Origin of the sequence: Arthrobacter sp. APC 3897 (genome assembly GCF_030407495.1) — a bacterium.
GTDB lineage: Bacteria > Actinomycetota > Actinomycetes > Actinomycetales > Micrococcaceae > Arthrobacter_B.
In genome coordinates, this window is record NZ_JASDDG010000023.1 from 1 (window position 1) to 23,273 (window position 23,273).

At 66.8% G+C, this 23,273-nt stretch carries 21 protein-coding genes; 12 read left to right on the plus strand and 9 right to left on the minus strand.

All coding sequences use genetic code 11. The features are described 5' to 3' along the window. On the minus strand, positions 1–2,156 hold a 2,156-nt coding region (locus tag QMA10_RS11860; protein WP_290168616.1), incomplete at its 3' end, for a transglycosylase domain-containing protein. A gap of 37 nt (positions 2,157–2,193) precedes the next feature. Between QMA10_RS11860 and QMA10_RS11865 the strand changes: the two genes are divergently transcribed. From QMA10_RS11865 to QMA10_RS11875, 3 genes are read left to right on the plus strand one after another with little or no spacing between them, the layout of a single operon-like run. Next, the gene (locus QMA10_RS11865; protein WP_146067190.1) at positions 2,194–2,352 is read left to right on the plus strand and encodes a DUF4177 domain-containing protein; all 159 of its coding nucleotides are present in this window, start codon (positions 2,194–2,196) and stop codon (positions 2,350–2,352) included. Beyond that, positions 2,349–2,831, plus strand: a complete 483-nt coding sequence (locus QMA10_RS11870) for a RidA family protein (RefSeq protein ID WP_290168620.1) — start codon at positions 2,349–2,351, stop codon at positions 2,829–2,831. The genes QMA10_RS11865 and QMA10_RS11870 overlap by 4 nt, the downstream gene beginning before the upstream one ends. Further along, complete coding sequence (locus tag QMA10_RS11875; RefSeq protein ID WP_290168622.1) at positions 2,824–3,735, plus strand: NUDIX hydrolase; 912 nt, start codon at positions 2,824–2,826, stop codon at positions 3,733–3,735. Before QMA10_RS11870 ends, QMA10_RS11875 begins: the two co-directional genes overlap by 8 nt. 112 nt (positions 3,736–3,847) lie before the next feature. On the opposite strand, the gene QMA10_RS11880 is transcribed toward QMA10_RS11875, so the two are convergent. Beyond that, positions 3,848–4,525 carry a Crp/Fnr family transcriptional regulator gene (locus QMA10_RS11880; protein WP_104053107.1) on the minus strand — a complete coding sequence of 226 codons (678 nt, stop codon included), beginning with the start codon at positions 4,523–4,525 and terminating at the stop codon, positions 3,848–3,850. A gap of 228 nt (positions 4,526–4,753) precedes the next feature. On the opposite strand from QMA10_RS11880, the gene QMA10_RS11885 reads away from it, so the two are divergent. Beyond that, positions 4,754–5,938: a MarP family serine protease gene (locus QMA10_RS11885; protein ID WP_290168624.1), complete on the plus strand. Its 1,185-nt coding sequence runs from the start codon at positions 4,754–4,756 to the stop codon at positions 5,936–5,938. Positions 5,939–5,954: 16 nt separating this feature from the next. On the opposite strand, the gene aroQ is transcribed toward QMA10_RS11885, so the two are convergent. From aroQ to QMA10_RS11900, 3 genes are all read right to left on the minus strand, one after another. Further along, positions 5,955–6,419, minus strand: coding sequence for a type II 3-dehydroquinate dehydratase (aroQ, locus tag QMA10_RS11890; RefSeq protein ID WP_290168627.1), 465 nt, complete (start codon positions 6,417–6,419; stop codon positions 5,955–5,957). Between the two features lie 7 nt (positions 6,420–6,426). Continuing rightward, entirely contained in the window at positions 6,427–7,791 is a 1,365-nt protein-coding gene (locus QMA10_RS11895) for an MFS transporter (protein WP_290168628.1), read from the minus strand. Between the two features lie 100 nt (positions 7,792–7,891). Then, positions 7,892–8,449 (minus strand): TetR/AcrR family transcriptional regulator, encoded by a 558-nt coding sequence (locus tag QMA10_RS11900; protein ID WP_290168630.1) that lies wholly within the window; start codon positions 8,447–8,449, stop codon positions 7,892–7,894. 103 nt (positions 8,450–8,552) lie between these two features. Here QMA10_RS11900 and QMA10_RS11905 point away from each other — a divergent pair, with 103 nt between their 5' ends. After that, positions 8,553–8,972 carry an organic hydroperoxide resistance protein gene (locus QMA10_RS11905; protein ID WP_290168632.1) on the plus strand — a complete coding sequence of 140 codons (420 nt, stop codon included), beginning with the start codon at positions 8,553–8,555 and terminating at the stop codon, positions 8,970–8,972. Positions 8,973–9,073: 101 nt separating this feature from the next. Here QMA10_RS11905 and acs read toward each other — a convergent pair whose 3' ends face one another. Beyond that, on the minus strand, positions 9,074–11,062 hold the full coding sequence (gene acs / locus QMA10_RS11910) for an acetate--CoA ligase (protein ID WP_290168634.1): 1,989 nt from the start codon (positions 11,060–11,062) through the stop codon (positions 9,074–9,076). Positions 11,063–11,375: 313 nt separating this feature from the next. On the opposite strand from acs, the gene QMA10_RS11915 reads away from it, so the two are divergent. From QMA10_RS11915 to QMA10_RS11925, 3 genes are read left to right on the plus strand one after another with little or no spacing between them, the layout of a single operon-like run. Further along, positions 11,376–12,785: a hypothetical protein gene (locus tag QMA10_RS11915; RefSeq protein ID WP_290168636.1), complete on the plus strand. Its 1,410-nt coding sequence runs from the start codon at positions 11,376–11,378 to the stop codon at positions 12,783–12,785. Between the two features lie 50 nt (positions 12,786–12,835). Further along, positions 12,836–13,633, plus strand: a complete 798-nt coding sequence (nth, locus tag QMA10_RS11920; protein WP_290168638.1) for an endonuclease III — start codon at positions 12,836–12,838, stop codon at positions 13,631–13,633. Beyond that, positions 13,630–14,313, plus strand: a complete 684-nt coding sequence (locus tag QMA10_RS11925; RefSeq protein WP_290168641.1) for a CoA pyrophosphatase — start codon at positions 13,630–13,632, stop codon at positions 14,311–14,313. Before nth ends, QMA10_RS11925 begins: the two co-directional genes overlap by 4 nt. Positions 14,314–14,348: 35 nt before the next feature. Here the strand turns inward: QMA10_RS11925 and QMA10_RS11930 are convergent, their stop codons facing one another. Together QMA10_RS11930 and QMA10_RS11935 are read right to left on the minus strand one after the other, a co-directional pair. After that, on the minus strand, positions 14,349–15,059 hold the full coding sequence (locus QMA10_RS11930) for a response regulator transcription factor (protein WP_290168643.1): 711 nt from the start codon (positions 15,057–15,059) through the stop codon (positions 14,349–14,351). Then, on the minus strand, positions 15,056–16,222 hold the full coding sequence (locus QMA10_RS11935; protein WP_290168644.1) for a histidine kinase: 1,167 nt from the start codon (positions 16,220–16,222) through the stop codon (positions 15,056–15,058). The genes QMA10_RS11930 and QMA10_RS11935 overlap by 4 nt, the downstream gene beginning before the upstream one ends. A 132-nt stretch (positions 16,223–16,354) precedes the next feature. Here QMA10_RS11935 and QMA10_RS11940 point away from each other — a divergent pair, with 132 nt between their 5' ends. After that, the gene (locus QMA10_RS11940) at positions 16,355–17,299 is read left to right on the plus strand and encodes a CPBP family intramembrane glutamic endopeptidase (RefSeq protein ID WP_290168645.1); all 945 of its coding nucleotides are present in this window, start codon (positions 16,355–16,357) and stop codon (positions 17,297–17,299) included. Here QMA10_RS11940 and QMA10_RS11945 read toward each other — a convergent pair. Beyond that, positions 17,281–18,996: a bifunctional 3'-5' exonuclease/DNA polymerase gene (locus tag QMA10_RS11945; RefSeq protein WP_290168647.1), complete on the minus strand. Its 1,716-nt coding sequence runs from the start codon at positions 18,994–18,996 to the stop codon at positions 17,281–17,283. The two genes, QMA10_RS11940 and QMA10_RS11945, sit on opposite strands and share 19 nt — an antisense overlap. A gap of 194 nt (positions 18,997–19,190) precedes the next feature. Here QMA10_RS11945 and QMA10_RS11950 point away from each other — a divergent pair, with 194 nt between their 5' ends. The 3 genes from QMA10_RS11950 to QMA10_RS11960 are packed head-to-tail and all read left to right on the plus strand — an operon-like array spanning position 19,191 to position 23,262. Beyond that, on the plus strand, positions 19,191–20,081 hold the full coding sequence (locus QMA10_RS11950) for an ABC transporter ATP-binding protein (RefSeq protein WP_290168648.1): 891 nt from the start codon (positions 19,191–19,193) through the stop codon (positions 20,079–20,081). Further along, positions 20,078–21,136 carry an iron-siderophore ABC transporter substrate-binding protein gene (locus tag QMA10_RS11955; protein ID WP_290168650.1) on the plus strand — a complete coding sequence of 353 codons (1,059 nt, stop codon included), beginning with the start codon at positions 20,078–20,080 and terminating at the stop codon, positions 21,134–21,136. Before QMA10_RS11950 ends, QMA10_RS11955 begins: the two co-directional genes overlap by 4 nt. After that, positions 21,133–23,262, plus strand: coding sequence for an iron ABC transporter permease (locus QMA10_RS11960; RefSeq protein WP_290168652.1), 2,130 nt, complete (start codon positions 21,133–21,135; stop codon positions 23,260–23,262). The genes QMA10_RS11955 and QMA10_RS11960 overlap by 4 nt, the downstream gene beginning before the upstream one ends. Positions 23,263–23,273: the final 11 nt, after the last annotated feature.

Below are 23,273 nucleotides of genomic sequence, written 5' to 3' on the forward strand. Positions count from 1 at the left end.
GGCCGGGGCGGCGCTGTTACGTTGCCCATGATTGAGGCCGGCGGCGGGGTGAACGGGTTGGCCTCGTACTGGCCCGGAATCCGGTCAATGAAGTTCTTCCAGGACGGGCCGGCAATCTTGGAGCCGTCAATCTCCGGGTAGACCTGTCCGCCGATCTGCTTGCCTTCCATCGAGCCGCGCGCGTTTCCCCAGACATGGTTGCCGAGCCAGGAAGCCGTGACCATGCCGGTGCTGTAGCCCATGAACCAGGTCTGGGAGCGGAAGTCATTGGTACCGGTCTTGCCTGCTATCGGCTTGCCGTTCTGCAGGTAGTATCCGGAACCCTTAGTCATTACCTGCTGGGTAGCTGCGTTGACGCCCTGGGCAACTTCCTTCTTCATGACCTGCGTGCAGTCCTGGCCGGGTACCTCGAACTCCCGTCCGTCCGCTGCCGTGACCGATTCCAGGGCGCGCGGCTCGCATTTCAGTCCTTCGGCTGCAAACGTGGCAAAGCCGGTGGCCATGGACAGCGGCGAAGCGTCGCCGCCGCCGCCGAAGGACGACGGCGGGTTGACGCCGAGCATCTCATTCTTGCCCTCGGAGCTCTTGCCGTTGTGGATGCCGGAGGCAAACGCCATTTCCTGGAACTTGCACAGGTCCAGCTGGTTGATCTCCGCCATGGTGATGGTGTTCAGGGAGTTCGCCAGACCGTCGATGACGGTGGTGGTCTTGTAGTTGGTGTCACCGTAGTTGATCGGGGTCCAGGGTTCCGGGATGCCGTAGCGTCCACCCGGCAGACAGCTGGCGTTCCAGGTGTATCCGGCCGGATAGGTGCGCTTGCTGCCGTTCAGCGTGGTGTTGAGGGTCTTGCCGGCATCCAGCCAGGCGGCCACGGTGAAGGGCTTGTACGTTGATCCGGGCTGGAACCCGCCCATGCCGCCCAGCGGCTTGTTCGGGTCGCCGTCCTGATTCAGGTCAACGTTGAAGTTGATGACGGAGTTGCCGGCACCCTGTTCCGGCGAATAGCGCGTGTTCTGCGCCATGGAAAGGATCTTGCCGGTGCGCGGTTCCATCGACACCATCGAATGGCCAATCTCGGGGTCCGTGGTGTCGGGGTTGGCGGTTTCGTTGATGGCCGTCTGTGCGGCATTCTGAATTTCCGGGTCAAGGGTGGTCTTGATGCTCAGGCCGCCCCGGTAGAGCAGCTTCTGCCGGTCCTCCGAGGTGGCACCGTACCTCTCATCATTGAGAACCAGATGCATGACGTAGTCGCAGAAGTAGGGTGCCTGGACGGCGCCGGTGCAGTTGCTGGGGACCGGTGTGATGTCCAGTCCCAGATCCGTGGCAACAGCGGCGTCGTGCTCTTCCTGCGTGATGCGGCCCTTGTCAAGCATGGCGCGGATGACGATGTTGCGCCGCTGCATGGCGAGCTCGGGATTGCCGGTGGGGCTGTAGACGGACGGGCCGTTGACGACGCCGGCCAGCAGGGCTGCCTGCGGGATGTTCAGCTCCGAGGCATCCACGTTGAAGAAGTACTTTGATGCGGCCTGGACGCCGAAGGTGGTACCGCTGAAGGGCACAATGTTGAAGTAGCCCTCCAGAATCTCATCCTTGGACAGCTGCTTTTCCACGGCAATGGCCAGCTTCATCTCACGCAGCTTGTCCCCGTAGTCCTTGCTGCCGGACAGCACCACTTCCTGCTTGTTCTGCAGATTGGTGTCAATGATCACGCTGTTCACATACTGCTGCGTGATGGTGGACGCGCCGCGGTTGGTTCCGGACGTGAGGTTGGAGGCCAGGGCTCCGATGACGCCCTGGACGTCCACGCCGCCGTGTTCGTAGAAGCGGTCATCCTCAATGGCAAGCATCGCGTCGATCATGGTGGGGGAAACCTGGTCCAGCTTGATCGGCTGGCGGTTCTCCTCATACATGGTGGCAATGAGCGAGCCGTCATTGGCGTAGATTTTGGACGGCTCGGCCAGCGCGCCGGCCTGCAGTTCCGACGGGAGATCGTCAAAGAACTGGATGGAACCGGACGCGGCTGTTCCCGCGGCGGCGGCGGCGGGAACCAGAAGACCCGCGGCCAAAACACCACACAGCGCGCTGACGCCGAAGAAGGCGACGATCTGGCCGAGGGTGGTAGCCGTATCAAAGAACGGAGATTTGCGAGCTGCCATGCGCATCAGTCTACAAGCACGGGTTAGTCTTTGGATTATGAGCAAATGGGAATATTTCATCACGCCGCTTCCTCTTCACACACCGGGAGCTGTCCTTAACATGCACGGCGAAGAAGGCTGGGAACTCGTCCAGATCACGCCCGCACCCAACGGAACGGGTGCCGTGGCGTACATGAAACGCGAGAAATCGCAGTGACGGAGCTGAACGGGGCGGTCTCCGCCGTTGAGCGCAGGCTGGCGGAACTGGGCATTGAGCTGCCCGGCGTCGCAGCGCCTGTGGCCGCTTATGTCCCCGCCGTCGTCACCGGGAACTACGTCTACACCTCCGGGCAGTTGCCTTTCGTGTCCGGCGTGTTGCCCGCAGCCGGCAAAGTTGGAGCCGGGGTGTCTGCCGAGGACGCCGCGGGGTACGCCGCAACCTGCGCCGTCAACGCGCTGGCTGCCATCAAGGCCCAGATCGGAGATCTGGACCGCATCAGCCGCATCGTGAAGGTGGTGGGCTTCGTGGCATCGGATCCGTCCTTTACCGGGCAGCCAACCGTCATCAACGGTGCATCAGAACTGCTGGGGAAGGTCTTCGGCGAGGCGGGCGCGCATGCCCGCTCCGCCGTCGGGGTGGCCGTGCTGCCGCTGGATTCCCCCGTCGAAGTAGAAGTGATCGCTGAATTTGCCTAATCCATCTGTACGGCTTTTCCCGGTTCCCCCGTATCTTCGGGGAGCCGCGGAAAGCTGGCTTGAACACGGTGACCGTGCACCGCGCAAGCCCCGCCTGGCGTCCTCAGTGGTGCTGGTGCGGGACTCGCCGCGCGGCGCCGAGACCTATCTTGCGTACCGGCGCGGCGAATCGCCGCTGGGCCGGGTCGCGTTTCCCGGCGGCAGCATCGACCCGGAAGACGACGACGCCGTCACATGGTTCGGTCCCGCACCGGCCGCCTGGGCCAAGTCGCTGGGCATTGACGATCCCAGGCTGGCCCGCAGGCACGTGGTGGCAGCCATCCGTGAACTGTTCGAGGAAACCGGCATCCTGTTGGCCGGGCCGGACGAATCAACGCTGCTGGAGGCTAACCGGGGTCCGGACTGGATGTCCGCCCGGGTGGCGCTGGCAGCCGGAGACAAGTCGTTTCCGGAGCTCCTCACCCGCCGGGGACTGGGCCTGCGCACCGATCTGCTCCGGCCGCTGGCCAACTGGCAGACGGCTGATTTTGCGCTGCGCCGGTTCGACACCCGCTACTTCGCGGTTGTCCAGCCGATGGGGCAGGGAGCCTCGCTGCTGGAGGGCAAGGGCAGCTGGGGACAGTGGCGGCCCGCTGCGGAGGAGATCGCAGCCCGGAACACCACCGCCCTGGGCGATGAGATCGGGCTCCCGGACACCACCGGACTCACACTGTCTGAACTGACGGTGCCCCCGGTGGAACTGGTGCTGGAGAAGCTGGCCGGCGCCCGCGGCTGCATTGCGTACCTTGCCTCCCGCCGCCCGGCAGCCGTCTTTCGGCCCGAGCTGGTGGAAGCCGACGGCGGTTACTGGCTGTCCGTTGCACTCAGCGGCGCCGGGGAAGGCTCCGCCCAGCACGGGCGCTGACGCAGGCACGGAAACTGGTCCCCGGACATCGTCAAACTAAACACAAACGACGGCGCCGCCCCCGGTACAGGGGAGCGGCGCCGTCGTTTGCTGTCTTACGGTCGGGAAAGACCTAGCGTGAGCGCTGGCGCAGGCGCTGTACGTCCAAGATGACGACGGCGCGGGCTTCCAGACGCAGCCAGCCGCGCTGGACGAACTCGGCCAGAGCCTTGTTCACCGTTTCACGTGAAGCGCCAACCAGCTGGGCCAGTTCCTCCTGCGTCAACTCGTGAGCCACCAGGATGCCGTCAGTGGCAGGGCGGCCGAAGCGGTCCGCCAGATCCAGCAGTGCCTTGGCAACGCGGCCGGGAACGTCCGAGAAGACGAGGTCCGCAAGAGACTCGTTGGTGCGGCGCAGCCGGCGGGCCAGGGCCTGCAGCAGCTGGACGGACACCTCGGGGCGCGTTTCCAGCAGTGCCTTCAGGTTGTCGTGCCGCAGTCCGGCCAGACGCGTTTCGGACACGGCGGTGGCGGTTGCGTTGCGCGGACTCGGATCAAACAGTGCCATTTCGCCGAAGAGCTCGCCCGGGCCGAGGATGGCCAGCAGGTTCTCACGGCCGTCCGGTGCCGACCGGCCCAGCTTGATCTTTCCGGACACGATGAAATACAGCTGGTCGCCCTGGTCACCTTCGCGGAAGACTGATGCCCCGCGCGAAAGGTCAACCTCAGTCAACTCGTCGGTCAGAGCTGCGAAGACGTCGTCTCCCAATGAGGCGAACAGTGGCGCACGGCGCAGTACCTCGATATCCATGAAATCTCCTGTAAATAGTTGTCCCTTTCATTATCTTCTCGCACTACGGCCCCATGTGACACCTGTAATAGCTTTGTTCGCCCACGGATGATAAAAAGGACGCCCCTGCGCACTGCCCTACCGGGTCCGGCGCGGACGGAGTCTTCAGTTTGGGCCGCTAAACTCGGGAGGCAGGGACAGTCTCGAAGAGTCCCCGGAACACCCCCTAGACTGCGCTTGGAGCTGTTTGTGCTCGGATTTTCACTGCTAGACATCATCCTGCTTTTGGCGCTGCTGTTTTACCTCCTCGCAGGGCTAAGGAACGGTCTTGTGGTGACGCTGGGCGGCATTGTCGGCTTTGTGGCCGGAGCCGTGGCGGCGTTCTTCGCGATACCGATGGTCACCCAATGGGTGCCCGACGACGGCTGGCGCCTGACCGCCGTCATCGCCACCATTGTGGTGCTGGTCCTGGGCGGGCATGCCGCCGGCGCTGCGCTGGGCGGATCCATCCGGCGCTGGATGAACTTCCCGCCGCTGCGTTTCCTGGACCGGCTGCTGGGCGGGGGCGTGAACCTGGCCGTCTCAGCCCTGGTGATGTCCGTGCTCGCTTTCAGCGTCAACACGCTCGGTGTGCCCTTCCTGTCGCAGCAGATTACCTCCTCGAAAGTGCTGAACGGCATCGAGGAGGCCACTCCTGACCGGGTAAAAACCTGGACTGCAGAGGTGCGTTCCTTCACACTCGCGGAAGGCCTGCCCACCATCCTGGACAGCGCCGCCCCGGACACGGTGGTGGCTCCCGATGAGGCGCTGTCCTCTGCAGCACTGCAGAAGTCGTCGGAGTCTGTCGTGAAGATCACGGGAACGGCCTATCAGTGCGGGCAGAACCAGACGGGCTCGGGTTTCGTGGTCGCCGATGACCGCGTGATCACCAACGCCCACGTGGTGGCAGGGGTGTCCCGGCCGGTGGTGCAGGTCCCCGGCGGCGGGGCGCTGCCGGGGGAGGTGGTCTATTTCGACAGCGCCCGTGACCTGGCCGTGCTGGCAGTGGACAACCTCGACGCCGCGCCCATTCCGGTGGGCGATGTCCTTCCCAACGGCACCACCGCGGCGTTTGCCGGGTACCCGGCCGGCGGTCCGTTCCGGCTGCAGGCGGCGAACGTGGAACGGCTCTCCGACGTCTCGGTGCGTAACATCTACGGATCCGACCCCGAGGTGCTGGAGGTCTACACCCTCGCCGCGAACGTGCAGCAGGGCAACTCGGGCGGGCCGCTGCTGGACATCGACGGCCAGCTGGCCGGCGTCATCTTCGCCAAGACCACCGGCGACCAGCCGATCGGCTATGCGCTGTCCCTGAGCGAGGTTGGGCCGGTGGCGGAGGCCGCCGCCGGGTACTCCGCACCGGTCTCTCCCGGACAGTGCATCTCCGGCGAGTAAAGGACCGGGAGCCGGCTTACGCCTGCGCTTCTCCGTCCAGCCGCGCGGCCAGGTAATCCACAGCCAGCTTGTATCCGGCAATTCCGGCACCGCAGATCACAGCGTCCGCCACCGCTGAGACGTAGGAGTGGTGCCGGAATTCCTCCCGCCGGTGAATGTTGCTCAGATGGACCTCAACCACGGGCAGCCCCACACCGGACAGCGCATCCGGGATGGCAACTGACGTGTGGCTGTACGCCGCCGGGTTGATGATGATCCCGTCAGCCAGCCCGGGGGCTCCGTGGATCGCATCGATCAGGTCGCCCTCATGGTTGGACTGGATGCAGTCCGCGGTCCAGCCGTGGGATTCCGCGGCGTCCAGCGCCAGGGCCTCCACGTCGTCGAGCGTTGTGGTGCCGTAGATTCCGGGTTCACGGGTGCCCAGCAGGTTCAGGTTGGGGCCGTTGAGGATCAGCAGGTTGCGGGTGCGGGAGACTGTCATGGCTTAACTATGCGCCAACCTGCGCCTGCGCCGCGGCCTCATCCTGGCGGCGCGTCATGCGTCCCGCCGCCAGGGCGCCGGCAATGGTCACCACGGACATCAGCGCCAGCACGACGCCGGGATGCCACCACGCGCTGTCCGTTGCCTTGGCGAACGCCTGCGTTGCGGCCGGAGCGAAGCCGGCCAGGATCCCGGCGAAGCTGTAGGCCAGGGACAGGGCGGTGAAACCGGTGCGGGCCGGGAAAAGATCAGCCATCAATCCGCCCAGGGCCGCCCACGCGGCGGTCGGGGCAATCCCGCCGATGAGGATGGTGAGGATATACGTGGTCTGGTCCGCGGTGCTGATGAGCCAGTACAGGGGGAAGGAAATCAGCAGGGTGGCGAAGGCACCGGCGGCAACCATGCGGGCCGAACCGATCTTGGTGGCCAGCCAGCCGAACGCCGGGATGGTGGCCAGCTGCAGGACCGAGCCCACCAGTGCCGCATTGAGCACGGTGGTGCCGGACAGGCCCAGCTGTTCGGTTCCGTAGGCCTGGGTGTAGGTGGTCATCAGGAAGTAGGAGCCGATGCCCAGCAGGGACGCTGACGTGGCAACCAGGACTGCCAGCCGCTGGGTCTTCAGCACGTCCAGGACCGGAACGCGGGGAACGGCGCGGTGGCCGGCAACATCCTTGAAGACGGGGGTTTCCTCGATGGCAAACCGCAGGTACAGGGCAATGGCCATGAAGGGGAAAGCCAGCAGGAACGGAACCCGCCACAGGCCGGCTTCCATGGTTTCCTGCGGGACGCTGGTCAGCAGCAGGAAGATCCCGGTCACCATGATGGTTCCCACGGGGGAGCCGATCTGCGGGATTGCTGCGTACAGGGCCCGTTTGCGGGGTTCAGCGTGTTCGGTGGCAATCAGCACGGCTCCGCCCCACTCACCGCCCACGGCCAGGCCCTGGAGCAGCCGCAGCGTGACCAGCAGTGCCGGGGCCCAGATGCCGATGGCGTTGTAATCCGGCAGCAGGCCGATGATCCCGGTGGCCGTGCCCATCAGGACGATGGTCCAAATGAGGGATTTCTTGCGGCCGATGCGGTCGCCAAGATGACCAAAAATGACGGCGCCGAGCGGGCGGGCAATGAAACCGATGCCCAGGGACAGGAAGGACAGCAGCGTGCCGATCAGCGGATCGACCTCCGGAAAGAAGATCCGGTTCAGGATCAGGGCAGCTGCGGTGCCAAAAACGTAGAAGTCGTAGGACTCCAGGGCTGTTCCGACAAACGACGCTCCGGCGACCTTGCGTGCCATGCGGCGGGATTGCGGCGTCGGGTCCGGCAATCCGGAGGAAACGGGAGTGGACAGCGGGGAGGAAGTGCTGGAAGTGGACACGAGCACTGATTCTGCTACCCCGTGCCCGGTGGTGCCAACTCAATGAGTTCCATCTCACCCGCCGGGTCACTGGGGAAGCTGGAACTGCAGCAGGCTCCGCCTAGCGCACGAGGCTGCCGAGCAGGGCGCGTCCGCCGCTGAGCAGCGCTGCTGAGACTCCCGCGGGGTCCGCCACATAACCGTGGACCATGGCGCCGTCGCGCAGCATCAGCAGCTGATCCGCCAGGGCATCCGGGTCCGCGGCTCCCAGCTGCGCCACCCTGCTGCGGACCTCGGCGTGCAGCCACTGCCTGTGATCAAGGACCACGGCACGGACCGGGGAGGCGGGGTCCGGATACTCTGCGGCGGCATTGATGAACGGGCAGCCGCGGAAGCCGGGAATGCAGGCCTGCGCGCCCATGACCTCCGCCAGTTCCAGCAGTCCGGTGCAGGGGTCGGGGCTCAGCGCCGCGGCGGCTTCACGGGTCCGCTCCGACTGTCCCTGCAGGTACGCCACCACCAGCTCTTCCTTGGTGCGGAAATAGCGGTAGAACGTCACTTTGGTGGTTTCCGCCGCAGCGATAATCCGGTCCGCGCTCACGGCACGGATGCCTTCGGTGTAGAAGAGCAGGGCGGCGGCATCCAGGATGCGGGTGCGCACCGGCGCAGTGGCGGCCATGGGTCCTCCCGGGGTTGCGGTTTGCGGCGAAGGCGCGTTTACTTGGGGTCCAAGTAGACGTACTAGTTAGTCTACCTGATACCCCCGACCCAGAGGAGTTGCCATGAGCGCTTTGTACACCGCAGTTGCCACCGCGTCCGGAGACGGCCGCAACGGAGAAGCCCAGACCAGCGACGGCCAGCTGAAGGTCAACCTGGCCACTCCCACGGAGATGGGCGGCTCCGGCGACGGCACCAACCCGGAGCAGCTCTTCGCCGCCGGCTATGCCGCCTGCTTCCTGTCCGCCCTCAAGATGATTGCGCGCGCTGAAAAGGCTCCGATCGCCGATGCCGCCATCACCGCCGACGTGAGCATCCACAAGCAGGAAGTCGGCTTCAAGCTGGGCGTTGCCCTCCATGTGGAAATGTCCGGCGTGGACCAGGCCACGGCCGAAAAGCTGGTGGACGCCGCTCACCAGGTCTGCCCCTACTCCAATGCGACCCGCGGCAACATTGACGTGGAACTGGACGTCACCACGGCCTAACAGCCGTGGCGGGACAGCCGCGTCCCCGAACACACAAAAGGTGCACGCCCCGGTCCGGGGGCGTGCACCTTTTGGTTGAGCTGGTGTTTCGGTGCCGGAGACTACTTCCGCATCGACTCCGCGATCTGCTGCATCACGGTGTTGTCCGCCAGCGTGCTGGAATCCCCGGCCTCACGGCCCTCGGCCACGTCCTTCAGCAGGCGGCGCATGATCTTGCCGGAACGGGTCTTGGGCAGCTCCGGCACCACCAGGATGTGCCGCGGCTTGGCAATGGGACCAATTTCCTTGCCCACGTGGTTGCGCAGGGTGGTCACAATGTCGTCGTCGTCCTTGGCACTGCCGCGCAGGATCACGAACGCAACCACCGCCTCGCCCGTGGTCTCGTCGGACGCACCGACGACGGCGGCTTCCGCCACCGAGGGATGGCTCACCAGTGCGGACTCAATCTCCGTGGTGGAGAGCCGGTGTCCTGACACGTTCATGACGTCGTCCACCCGGCCGAGCAGCCAGATATCGCCGTCCTCGTCCTTCTTGGCGCCGTCTCCCGCGAAGTACATGTTGTCGAACCGCGACCAGTAGGTTGCCTTGAAACGTTCCGGATCGCCCCAGATTCCGCGGAGCATGGCCGGCCACGGCTCCTTGACCACCAGGAAGCCGCCGGAGCCGTTGGGCACCGATTCGCCCATCTCATCCACCACGTCGATGGAAATGCCGGGGACCGCCACCTGAGCGGAACCGGGCTTTGTGGCGGTCACGCCGGGCATCGGTGCAATCATGTGCGCACCGGTTTCGGTCTGCCACCAGGTGTCCACAATGGGGGCCGGGACCTCCTTTTTGCCGCCGTTGCCGCCGATGACGGTGCGGTACCACATCCAGGCCTCGGGGTTGATGGGCTCGCCCACGGACCCCAGGACTCGGATGGAGTCCAGATTGAACTTTCCGGGAATGTCGCGGCCCCACTTCATGCAGGTGCGGATGGCGGTGGGTGCGGTGTAGAGGATGGAAACCTTGTACTTCTCCACCAGCTCCCACCATCGGCCCTGGTGCGGGGTATCCGGGGTGCCCTCATAGATGAGCTGCGTGGCGCCGTTGATCAGCGGTGCGTAGGTGACGTAGGAATGCCCGGTGACCCAGCCAATGTCCGCGGTGCACCAGTAGACATCCGTCTCGGGCTTCAAATCGAAGGTGTTCAGGTGTGTAAAGGCGGTCTGCGCCAGGTAGCCGCCTGTGGTGTGCAGGATGCCCTTGGGCTTGCCCGTGGTGCCGGAGGTGTACAGGATGAACAGCGGGTGTTCGGAATCATGTCCCGCGGCGGTGTGCTCGGCGCTCGCGGTGCCGACGACGTCGTCCCACCAGAGATCCCGGCCCTCGGTCCACTCAACCGGCTCGCCGTTGCGCTTGACCACGACGACGCTGGTGACGGTGTGCCCCTCCTTCACCAGGGACTCGTCCACTGCCGGCTTGAGCAGGCTGGGCTTCCCCCGGCGGTAGGATCCGTCCGCGGTAACGACGAGCTTGGCCTCGGCGTCGTCGATCCGGCTGCGCAGGGCATCGGCGGAGAACCCGCCGAAGACCACCGAGTGCACCGCACCGATGCGGGCACAGGCGAGCATGGTGATGACTGCTTCCGGGATCATCGGCAGATATACGGCCACCCGGTCGCCCTTGGAGACGCCCAGGGATTCGAAGGCGTTTGCGGCTTTCTTAACCTCTTCGGTGAGCTCGGCATAGGTGTAGGTGCGGGTGTCGCCGGGCTCGCCCTCGAAGTAGATGGCCACGCGGTCTCCGCGTCCCTCTTCCACATGCCGGTCCAGGGCGTTGTAGGCCGCGTTGATTTTTCCGCCGCCGAACCACTTGGCAAAGGGGGCGTCGGACCAGTCCAGGGTTTCGGTGAAGTCTTCGTCCCAGGTCAGGAGGCTGCGGGCCTGGCGGGCCCAGAACTCGGGACCTTCGGCTGCCGCTTCGTCATAGACCGATTGCCGGGCAACCGCGCCCGCGGCGAAATCCGCGCTGGGCGGAAAACTGCGGCGCTCATGGAGCAGGTTCTCCAGTGCGTCGCCTTGCTGCTTGACGGGGGACTGTTCAGACATCATGAACCCTTTCGCTTAGCTGTCGCCCACGGTCCAGCCCGGATCGAGGGGCTGCCGTAGCGTTGCCATTACCCTAACGCCGATCGGCCGCCCGTGTGTCAACCGTCACATCCACGCCCGGCAACGGGGGTATTTGTGCGGTGAGCGGTAGATCACGGCCTGTGTCGCCGCGGCAGTTCGGCTAGTCTGCGGTGCCGGCGTTGACTAGGCTGTGCAGAGAAGCAACCGCTTTTCACCCCTGCAGGCGGCTCGTCCTGCCGCGGACAGCAGATGTTCCGCGGCCCGCAGACGGCGGCCGCGAATGGAGAAACGAATGAACCAGCCCCCCGTTGAGAACGACGCCCGAACGGCGACGGAGACTCCGGCACCGTCGGAGGTTTCCTCCGCCGGCGAGGACAACGCCCGGACTGCAGTCCTTGGTCCGTTTGGCCTGCGCGACACAGTGGTCGGGGGGGCCGTCCTCCTGATGCTGATTGGTTCCCTGCTGCCCTGGAGCTTTGCCTTCGGCCTCGAAGCCACTTTCTGGTCCCCGCTGACCCCGTTGTTCTTCCTCGGGATCGGCATCATCCTGCCGCTGCTCGTCGCCGGGCTCTTTGCCGCCCGCCGGATGGCCCCCGAACTGAAATACCGCGTTGGCTCGCTCTCCGTGGACCAGTTTGGTTCCGTTGTAGCGGTTCTGGCGGTGGCCTTCTTCTTCCTGCAGGTGGTCAGCGTGTTCTCGATTGCCGCCCTGGTTACCCTCATTGGAGCCCTGGGCCTGGTGGTTTCCACTACGCTCGCACCGCACATCCCGCCTTTCTCCCGCGAATTCGGTGAGCGCCCCGAGGCGCCGGCCCACGTCATGGCCCGCGACGCGGTCCGGCTGCGCCGCCGTCCGGCCAAGCCCGCATCTGAGGGGACCGCATCCGAGGGGAACGCAGCCGCCGCGGCTGTTCCCGAAGCCGGTAAGAACGCCGACAACAGTGCCGAGCCCGCAGAATCCCGCTTCGCAGGAATGGGCAAGGGCATGGGCAAGCTGGCCCCGGCCGGATTGTTTGGCCGCAAGGCTAACGACGGGCTAACCCCCAACGCTGATGCCCCCGACGCCGGTGCCCCCGCCGTCGACGGCGTCCCGGCAGATGCTGCAGCCGCCGGTTCCGGGGCCGCCGCGTCGGACGCAGCACCCGCCAACCCGGCCCCGACGGAATCCGCCGCCGGCCGGAACGCCGCAACTTCCGCGGCGGCAGCTTCGGCTCAGGGTCCCGGTTCGGACCAGGCCCCGGCTTCGGCTCAGGCGGCAGCATCGCAGGCCCCTGCAGGGTCGCAGGCCCCTGCAGGGTCGCAGGCTCCCGCTGCGTCACACACCCCCGCACCGGCGCCGGGCAACGGGGACGCCCTCGCGGCCACCACGGTCAACCCCGTGGTTCGGGCAAAGTCCGAGGACGCTGCACCCGCCACACAGGCATCGGCCCAGGTGCCGTCGTCGGGCAATGAATCCATCAGTGCCACCCGTGAAGAGTCCGAAAACGTGGTGGAAGCCTTCTGGTTTGCCGTGGGAACCCCGCGCCAGATCGTGGACGAACGCACCGGACTGCCGCTGTTCATGTTCCATCCCGGCGACTGGGAACTGGGTCTTGAAGACCGCGGCACCGAATTCCTGGTCCAGGACAAGCGCACCGGCCGCATCGGCGTGCTGCGGGACCTGAGCAACATTGAGCGCGTTGGTGAGGATTCCGGCGAGTAGCCCGGAAACCTCCATCACCCGCCGCAGCGCAACAGAAGGACACCAACCACGTGGCAAAGGCAACCGGGAGCGATTCCTCCCTGCTGGCACTGAAACGCAGGGCCCGGAAAATCAACCGGATGCTGGGGGAGCTGTATCCCTACGCCGTGGCGGAACTGGATTTCACCAACGCGTTTGAGCTGCTGGTGGCCACCGTTCTGTCCGCCCAAACCACGGATATCCGGGTCAACGCCGTGACTCCGAAGCTCTTTGCCCGTTATCCGGATGCCAGGGCGCTGGCCGAGGCGGATGAGGCGGAGCTGCAGGAGCTGATCCGGCCCACCGGGTTCTTCCGCGCCAAGGCCGCCAGCATCAAGGCCCTCTCCACCCGGCTGGTGGACGAATACGACGGCGAGGTGCCGGACAAGCTGGAAGAGCTCGTTACGCTGCCGGGAGTGGGCCGGAAGACGGCCAACGTGGTGCTCGGCAACGCCTTCGGCATCCCCGGAATCACGGTCGACACGCACTTTGGCCGGCTGTCCCGCCGGTTCGGTTGGACGACGGCGAAGGACCCCGTAAAGGTCGAGGAAGATGTCGCCGAGTTGTTTGAACCCAAGGACTGGACGCCCCTGTCCAACCGGGTGGTCTTCCACGGCCGGCGGGTCTGCCACGCCAAAAACCCCGCCTGCGGCGCCTGCGCCGTGGCCGCGCTGTGCCCGTCCTACGGCGAGGGCGAAACGGATCCGGTAAAGGCGAAAAAGCTGCTGAAGTATGAGCTGGCTCCGGGCCGCGAAGAACTGCATGCCCGGATGATGGCCGCGGAAACCCGCGCCCAGCTGCGCGCCGCAGGCTACGGACTCGAAGCATGAGCGCCTACGCTGATCTGAAGGAGCTGGGCGTTTCGGCCTCGGCCCGCAGCACCAGCTTCGATGCGAATCTGGAGCTGTTGCGGCGCAGCGTGGATCCGGCCACGGCCCGCCGTGCCGCGGTGCTGATCCTCTTCGGCAACCTGGACGACAAACCCTCGGACTTCCGTTCAGCCGGTGTTCCGGAAGAATTGGACGTGCTGCTGGTGGAACGGGCAGCCACCCTGAATGACCATCCCGGCCAGGTGGCTTTCCCCGGCGGATCCGTGGACCCGGCGGATTCCGGCCCGGTGGATGCTGCCCTGCGTGAAGCGCAGGAGGAAACGGGACTGGACCCGGACGGCGTCGTTGTTCTGGGCACCTTGCCGGAGGTGGGTCTGCCGGTCAGCAACTTCCTGGTCACCCCTGTGTTGGGCTGGTGGGACCGGCCCACTCCGGTGGACGTGGTGGACTACGGCGAGTCTGCGTCCGTGTTCCGGGTGCCGGTGGCGGACCTGCTGAACCCCGAAAACCGGCGTACCGCGGTGATGAGCCACGGCCGGAGCAGGCACCGCTCACCGGCGTTCCTCGTGAACGGTGTCCTGGTGTGGGGTTTCACCGGAATCATCCTCAACGGGGTGCTGGAGGAACTGGGCTGGACCCTGCCGTGGGACGAAAGCCGGGAGATCATTCCGGCTCTGTAAACAGCACGGCGGCGTTCAACCGGAAGCACTTAGGCCTAACCGGTCCTTTCTGCAGCAGGAGGCCGGGACGGCGAAGGTGATTCGAGGACAGTCACGGCCAGCTGGACACGGTTGGTGACGTTCAGCTTCGTGAAGGCATTGGCGATGTGGGTTTTGACCGTGGCAATGCTGACATAGAGTTCAGCGCTGATTTCGGCGTTGGTCAGCCCCCGGGCAACGGATTGGGCAATGAGGTGTTCGCGCTCGCTGAGGACCGCCAGCGGATTGTGCTGCGAGGCGGGCTCTGATGAGGCGGGCTCCGTTGAGCCGCCGGATGAGGCCGCTGCGGCCGCAACGATCCGTTTCAGGACGCCGGGGGAGAAGCGCAGGTTGTCGCCGGCTGCCGCCCTGACAGCCGAGACCACGTCTGCCGGAGGTGTGTCCTTGAGCAGGAATCCGCTGGCACCGGCACGCAGCGCGGACAGGATGAAATCATCAGTGTCGAAGGACGTCAGGACGATCACCCGGGGCGGCTCCGGAGCCGCAGTGATGCGTTCCGTGGCGGCGATGCCGCTGAGGCGCGGCATCCGGATGTCCATGAGGACGACGTCGGGCGACAGCTCGGCGGCAAGCGGAACAGCGGTGTCGCCGTCGTCCGCTTCACCGATGATGGAAATATCCGGCACTCCGTCGAGGATGAGCCGGAGCCCTGCGCGGATGAGGGGTTCATCGTCCACAATCAGGACCTTGATAGGCACGGCGCTCACCAGGGAACCTGCACGGCGGTGGTGTAGACCCCGCGTTGAGCACCCGACACAAAGGAGCCGCCGGAAAGCCGGGCACGCTCAGCCAGTCCAATCAGGCCAAGTCCCTCAGATGAAGCAGGCCTGGATCCGGAAACCGGATTGCTGACCGTCACGGTGATGCCCTCCCCGGGTGCACCCCTGAGGGACACGGCCACGGGATGGCCGGGCGCATGTTTTTGGGCGTTGGTGATGCCCTCCTGTGCCACCCGGTACAGATGCCGGGAGGCGGCCTCGGCAGGACCATCCGTTCCCGCTGCCAGCAGCGCCGGTTCGATGCTCAGCGTGATGTCGGTGCCGGCGGCCCGGGCTGATTCCACGAGCGCCGGAATGGAGGAGATGGTGGGCTGGGGCGCGGCGGCCTCCGGCTCCTCACGAAGAACGGTCAGGACCTGCCGCAGCTCCGACGCGGCTTTGGCAGCGGTCTCCCGGAGGACACCGGCCGTGGACCGGATGGTCTCCGGATCCAGATCGGTGCGGTACTCCAGGGCGCCGGCGTGCATGCTGATCAGGCTCAGGCGGTGCGCCAGGGTGTCGTGCATCTCCCGGGCGATCCGGGTGCGCTCGGCCAGCCGGGCCTGATCCGCCCGAGCATCCTGTTCCCGGCGGGCGCTGTCCGCCTCCTGATGCAGGGACACGATAAGTGCTTTCTTGGCGCCGCGGTTCAGCCCGATCAGCACCAGGACGGCGAGCATGGCCAGCGCTGTCAGAAGGATCCAACCGTAGTCCTCGGCGCGGTTGGCCGGGTTGACGGCGAGGTCGGCCGCCACCGCTGCGATAAAGACAAGCGCGGTGACGGCCAGGAGGCGCGGACGCCGCAGAGCCGCGATGCGGACAATGCACAGGCAGGCCGCGGGGAATGCCAGAGTGGAGAGTCCGCTCAGAGCAATGATGGCAAGTCCGGCACCCACCGGCGCCCGGCGCAGGGCCAGGGGGAGGAGCCCGACGGCGGTGAGGCCCAGGAAGAAGTCCAGGAACATCAGTCCTGCGAAAGGCAGCGGATCGGCGTCATCGGGCGGCAGCGCTGCGCCGCGGACAACGAGGAAAACCAGGAACCCTACAACTGCGGCGGCCGCGGTAATGCCGGCCGTCTTCCATGTGCTGGGGCGTTGAGTCGGGAGCGGCATTCTAGGAATCCTAGTGAGCGGCCTGCCGGAGGACAATTAGCCAAAAGCATGAAGTCTTTTTCGCCGTGTGGCCGGACGGCGGGAGCCGAATGGCCGAAGCGGACGGGAACCCTGAGCGGGCAGGCTTCAAGGATGACTTTCTCAGCTGACCATCCTGCCGCCGCTCCCGCCTATCCCTTTCACCGGCTGCCCCGGTCCCAGCCCGGCTACCGGTGGTGGCACCCGCTGACCACCGCAGTGTTGACGGTTGTCCTGTTCCTGATGCTCACACTGCTGGCGGCGGGTGCACTGGCGGTGGCGGGAATCTTTGTGCCGGGAGTTGCCGGCACTGTGGACCGTGCCCTGTCCGCAGAGTCGGATCTTGGCGACCCTGGGCAGCTCGCCGTTCTGTTCGGAGGGGTTTGCCTGCTGTGGCCCGCGGCGGCGCTCGGCGTGCGGTGGGGCGGCAGACGTTCCGCAGGAACACTCTCCTCAGTCGCCGGGCGGCTGCGCTGGCGGTGTTTTCCCAGGCCGCTGGGCCTGGCCGCCGGCCTGTTCGTAACCGTGAACGCCCTGAGCCTGCTGGTGCCGAAGTCTCTGGGAGCCAGCGGCGGAGCAGCGGAAGGCGGCGGATCTTCAGGCAACGAGTGGCTTCTGCTGCTTGTGGTCCTGGCACTGGTGCCGGTGCAGGCAACCGCCGAGGAATACGTGTTCCGCGGGCTGCTGATGCAGGGCATCGGATCCTGGCTGCGCCATCCTGCCTTCGCGATCCTGCTGCCGGTTCCCCTGTTTGTCCTGGGCCACGGTTATGGACCGGCGGGACAGATTGATATTGCCGCCTTTGCCCTTGCCGCCGGCTGGATCACCTGGCGCACCGGCGGGCTGGAAGCGGCCATTGCGCTGCACGTCATCAACAACGTGGGAGTATTCGCGCTGGGTGCCGCCGGCCTCGGGGACCTCAATGCCACCGACCTGCCGCTGGCTGCCCTGCCGTTTTCGCTGGCTTTTACACTCGCCTACGCACTTATCGTGGTCCGCTGGTTCCCGCCGCCTGCTGCAGCGCCGCTGCGGGAGAAGCGTTACTTGGCCTCGGCGTAGGAGTCCACGGTTACGGCCACCACCGGGAATTCCAGCGGGATCCGGCCAAACAGCAGGCGGGTGGCCGCCGCCGCGGCGTCAGTAACCAGGGCGCTGACCTCCTCTGCCCGGTCTGCGGGCACGTGGAGCATCACTTCGTCGTGCAGAAAAAACACCAGCTGCCCGGCCGGCGAGGAGCCCGACGCCGCCCGCAGCCGCCGTCGTATTTCCGCCAGCCAGCACAGCGCCCACTCCGCCGCCGTGGACTGCACCACAAAGTTGCGGGTGAACCGGCCCTGTGAGCGGGCCAGATTGTCGGCGCGGCGCTGCTCTTCGGCGGACGCGGTTTGCTGGGCGCGCAGCCAGCGTTCGGAGACCGGCGGCGAGCTGCGGCCCAGGTGGCTGCTGACCACCTTGCCGGACTCTCCGGCCCGGGCGCCGCGCTCCACCACGTCGATGGCCTGTGGATAGGACCGGGTCAGGGCAGGCATGAGCCGTCCGGCCTCGCCCGAGGTCGCTCCGTACATGGCCCCGAGCATCGCCATCTTGGCCAGGGCCCGGTCCCCGTTGAAGTTCTGGTCCGCAATGCCCTGGTACAGGTCCTTCCCGCGGGCCGCTGCAGCCAGCGCGTTGTCCCGGCCCAGCGCGGCCAGCACGCGGGGCTCCAGCTGCGCGGCATCGGCGACAATCAGCCGGAAGCCCGGATCCGGCCGCACTGCGTCGCGCACGTACTTGGGAATCTGGAGGGCTCCGCCGCCGCGCGAAGCCCAGCGTCCGGAAACCACCCCGCCCACCACGTATTCGGGGCGGAACCTGCCGCCGTCCACCCAGGCATCCAGCCAGGTCCAGCCGTTGGCGCTCAGCAGCCGGGAGAGCCGCTTGTATTCCAGCAGCGGCGCAATGGCGGGGTGCTCATGCTGCTGCAGTTCCCAGGAGCGGGTGGTCTTCACCTCTATGCCGGCCCGGTGCAGGGCACGCAGCAGCTCCTGCGGGGAATCGGGATTGAAACCGGGGTTGCCCAGCTTGTCCCGCAGTTCGGCGGCGAGCTGTTCCAGCCGCAGCGGCCGCTGTCCCTCCGGCGGGCGCGGCCCCAGTTCGGTCTCCAGCATGGCTTCATGGATGTCACGGCGCCAGGGCAGGCCGGCATGCTCCATTTCCACGGCAATCAGGCCGCCCGCGGATTCGGCCGCCAGCAGCAGCGTCAGCCGGCGGGGTGATGCGGAACCGGCAACGGCGGCCAGCTGATCCTGAAGCTCGGACACCTGGTCCTCGAGGGACGGCCCGCGTTTGCCGGCCAGCGGATCGAAGCCCTCAAACTCTTCGAACAGGGAGCTTTGGTTCGGTGCGGCCTGCACCGGCAGCAGCTGGCGGGGCAGCTGGTCTGCGTCCTCGCCGGCCGATTCGGTGCGCAGCTTCTCGAGGTAAGGGGACGGCGGGACGGCTTCGGAAAACCGCAGGATCCCACGGACCAGGGCCAGGTCATGGCTGCGCTCCACGGTGATGCCGGCCTCCAGCAGCCGGGGATAGATGTCCCGCGTGCTGCCGAAAACCCAGCGGACGTTCTGCGGCCGGTCCTCATAATGCCGCACCGCGGCGGCCAGCTGCGCCGGGACGACGACGGCGGGAGCAGCCCCCGGCCGGCCGGCGTCGTCGGTCTCCTGCAGCAGCAAAGACCCGGCGGCTTCGCCCGGCCCGGCGGCGGTGAGGACAACATGCATGGTTCCATTCTCCCTGCCGGCCGGCCGTGCCCGGGTCCGCCCAACATGACGAATAAGAACAGGCGTCACACCGCATTACATTCGTCACACCAACATCGTTTATATTAGGTATGGCAACCCTAACTCGCGTGGTCTTTCAACGCTCGTGGTTCGCTGCCCTTCCGCTTCTGGCCCCGCGACGATTCAGGTTCCATATGTCCACAGTGCAAGACCAGCGCCCCATGCCTCCGGCAATGCGCGGGGAGAACCTGGTGCTCCGCTACGGCAGTTCACCCGTGGTCCGGGGCGTTTCGCTGACGCTGGAACCCGGCCGGGTCACCGCGCTCGTGGGTCCGAACGGCAGCGGGAAATCGACCCTGCTGCGCTCCCTGGCCCGGCTGCACCGCATCGACGGCGGAACCATAAAACTGGGTGCCGGAGTTGACCGGCCGGAAGGCGAAGCGTCCCTGCTCAGCGCGCGGGAGTTTGCGCGTGAGGTCACGTTGTTCGCCCAGTCCCGGCCGGCTCCCCAGGGGTTGACGGTGAGCGAGGTGGTTGCCTTCGGCCGGCACCCGTACCGTCGCAGATTCGCCGGGCTTTCCGCCGCGGACCGCAGTGCAGTGGACCGTGCCCTGCGCGCCACCGGAGTCAGGGACATGGCGCAGCGGCCGGTCGGGGAACTCTCCGGCGGCGAAGTTCAGCGCGTCTGGCTCGCCGCGTGCGTAGCGCAGGAGACCGGCGTCGTCCTCTTGGACGAACCCACCAACCATCTTGACCTCCGCTACCAGATCGAAACCCTCGATCTGGTTCGCGACCTCGTGGATGACCACGGCGTTGCCGTCGGCATCGTGCTTCACGACCTGGACCACGCCGCGCGGATTGCGGATCACCTGCTCCTGCTCTCAAACGGCCGCATCCATGCCGCCGGCAGCCCGCTCGAGGTCCTGACCGCCGCGAACATCAGCGAGGTCTATGAACTCTCCGTGGAGGTCACCCTCGACCCGCGCACCAACCATCTGCGCATAGACCCCGTTGGACGCCATGCCAACCGCACAACCCACGTTCCTGCTCCGCCACGGGGCACCATCCGAGAGGACCTCCCATGATCCGTTCCCGCACCTTCGCACGCACAGCGGCTTCACTCGCCGTTGCTGCGCTTGCCCTCAGCGCCTGCGGCACCACCGAAGTCAGCGAAGCCGCCGATGTGGCCTCCGCAACGTCCGAGAGCTGCGCCGCCGACACCACCACTACTTCCACCGGTGCGGTCTCAATGACCGACGGCGTTGGCCGCACGGTGGAGCTCGACAAGCCTGCCGAGCGCATCGCCGTGCTGGAGTGGCAGCAGATCGAGGACGCGCTCACCCTGTGCGTAACACCTGTGGCTGTCTCCGACGCCGAGGGTTACGGAACGTACGTCAGCGCCGAAACCCTGCCCGAGGGCGTTGTGGACATCGGCACCCGCGGCGAGCCCGACATGGACGCACTCTACGCGGCGGACCCCGATCTGATCATCGTCGAGGCGTACAGCGCCGACGACGAACTCATCGCCCAGCTGGAGGAACGCGGCGTTCCCGTACTCGCCACTGTTGGAGCTGACGGAGCGGACCCGATTGGCAACATGAAGAACGTCTTCACCATGATCGCCGAAGCGACCGGCCGCACCGACCGCGCCGCCAACGTGCTGGGGGACTTTGACGCACACCTGGCGGCGGCCAAGGACAAGGTCCAGGCCGTTGACCTGCCCACCACCGATTTCCTCTTCTTCGACGGATGGATGGAAGGCGGCAACGTGGTGATCCGCCCGTACGGCGAAGGTGCTCTCTTCACGGCACTGGGCGAGGAGCTTGGCCTCACCGCGGCCTGGACGGATGAGATTGATGCCTCCTACGGCAGCGGCGGCGTCGATCCCTCCTACGGCCTGGGCCAGACGGACATCGAGGGCCTCACCGCCGTCGGCAACGCCACCTTCTTCTACTCCGCCGACGAGGGCGCCGACGGGTACGTCAGCGAGTTTGAGAAGAGCCCCATCTGGACTTCCCTTCCTGCCGTGAAGGAAGGCCGCGCGCACGCATTCCCGGCCGGCGTCTGGGGCGCCGGCGGCCCGCTGTCCAACCAGCAGGCCATCGACGCGTACGTCGACATCATTACCGACCAGGGTTGAGCCGTTCCACCCGGACAGCACCGCCCCGCACGGGACACGATCCGGTCCCGGACGCCGGTCTCCGCGCACGAGTGAGCGCCGGAGCGGGCGCACGGGCGGGCGGGGCTGCCGTATTGGCCGCCCTGCTCGCCGCCGTCGTTCTTGCGGGCATGTGGCACCTGACCCAGGGCACTTCCGGTGTTGGCATGCTGGACCTGGTGCGCCTGGCCGGCGGTGCCCGGGAGGAGATTGGCGGCGTGCCGGTCAGCGACATCCTGACCGGTTCCCGCCTGCCGCGCCTGCTCGCCGGGGTGGGGGTCGGTTTCGCACTGGGGGTTGCCGGAGCGCTGCTGCAGTCGATCTCCCGGAACACCCTCGCGTCGCCGGACACACTCGCGGTCACCGCCGGTTCCTACTTTGGGCTCACCGCCGTCGCCGCCTTTGGCCTGGCTGTTCCGCTGTGGGCATCCGGCGGGGTCGCGTTTGCGGGCGGGCTGGCCGCTGCCGCGCTGGTGCTGGGGCTGGCCGGGACATCCGCCGGCTCGGGAACCACACGGCTCATCCTCGCCGGGTCCGCAACGGCCATGGCCCTGGACGCGGCCACCGCGATGCTCCTGATCCTCTTCAAGGAGAACACCACAGGTCTGTTTGCCTGGGGCAGCGGATCCCTTGCACAGCTGAACCTCGATGCGTCCGTGCGTGCAGCACCGGTCATCATTGCCGCGCTCGCAGGTGCCCTGCTGCTGGCCCGGCGGCTGGACGTGCTCGGCCTCGGCGACGACACCGCGTCTTCACTCGGCGTGCCGCTCCGTTCAACCCGGACCGCCGCAGTTGTTGCCGCCGTAGTGCTGACGGCCGTCTCCGTGACGCTTGCCGGACCGATCGCCTTTGTTGGCCTGGGAGCACCGGTGCTTGCGCGGCTGCTTGCCGGCCGGTTTCCGGTGCTGACCCGCCACGTTTTCCTCATCCCCGTGTCCGGTCTCCTCGGTGCCCTCCTGATCCTGCTGGCAGACGCGACGCTGCGGGCCCTCCTCGGTGCAGAAGGCGCTTCGTCGATTCCCACCGGCATCCCCACCGCGCTGCTGGGTGCGGTGGTCATCGTGATTCTCGCCCTGCGGCTGCGGGATTCCGGCCCGGTGCGCCAGCCTCCGCAGGCGCGCGGCGGGCTGCGCACCCGCCGCCGCTTCGTGCTCGTGCTGACCGTTGCCGGGGTGCTGCTGGCAGCCGCGGCTGTGGCGGGACTGCTGGCCGGCAGCCTGTGGCTGCGCACCGGAGATGTTGCCCTCTGGCTGAACGGCATGGCGCCGGACCTTATTGGGCGTGCCCTCGATGACCGGATGCCGCGTGTCCTGGCGGCTCTGCTGTCCGGCGCCGCGCTCGCCCTGGCGGGCTGCGTGGTGCAGGGCACGGTGCGTAATCCGCTCGCCGAACCCGGCATCCTCGGCATCACCGCCGGGGCGGGGCTCGGCGCCGTCATAGTCGTCACCATGTTCGGCGGCGGGCGGCCGCTCCTGATCCTCACAGCGGTGGCGACGGGACTGGCCACGTTCGGCCTGATTGCCCTTCTGACCTGGCGCGGCGGGTTCCTACCGGACAGGTTTGTCCTGATCGGCATTGGCTGCGGTTACGGGCTGAGCGCCCTGACAACCTTCTTCCTGCTGCGCGCGGACCCCTGGAACACACCGAGGATCCTCACCTGGCTCTCCGGCACAACGTACGGACGAACGCTGCCCGACGTCGTCCCGGTGGCGGTTGCGCTCGCCGTCGCCGTGCCGCTGCTGTTCGGCATGCGGCGCCAGCTGGACCTCCTCGCAGTGGATGAGGACACCCCGCGCATCCTGGGCGTGCGGCTGGAACGGACGCGGCTCGGGGTGCTGTCCGTCGCGGCTGTTCTCGCATCACTGAGCGTGGTGGCCGTTGGAGCGGTGGGCTTTGTCGGACTGGTGGCTCCGCATCTTGCCCGGGCACTTATCGGGGCCCGGCACGGGCGCCTCATCCCCGTGTCCATGCTGCTCGGGGCGCTGCTCGTCTGCGTTGCGGATACGCTCGGCCGCACGCTCATCGCCCCCGCTTCCATTCCCGCCGGGCTGATGATCGCGCTGATCGGTGCACCCTATTTCATCTGGCTGCTGCGCCGTTCACGCTAGGTGCAGCCGGT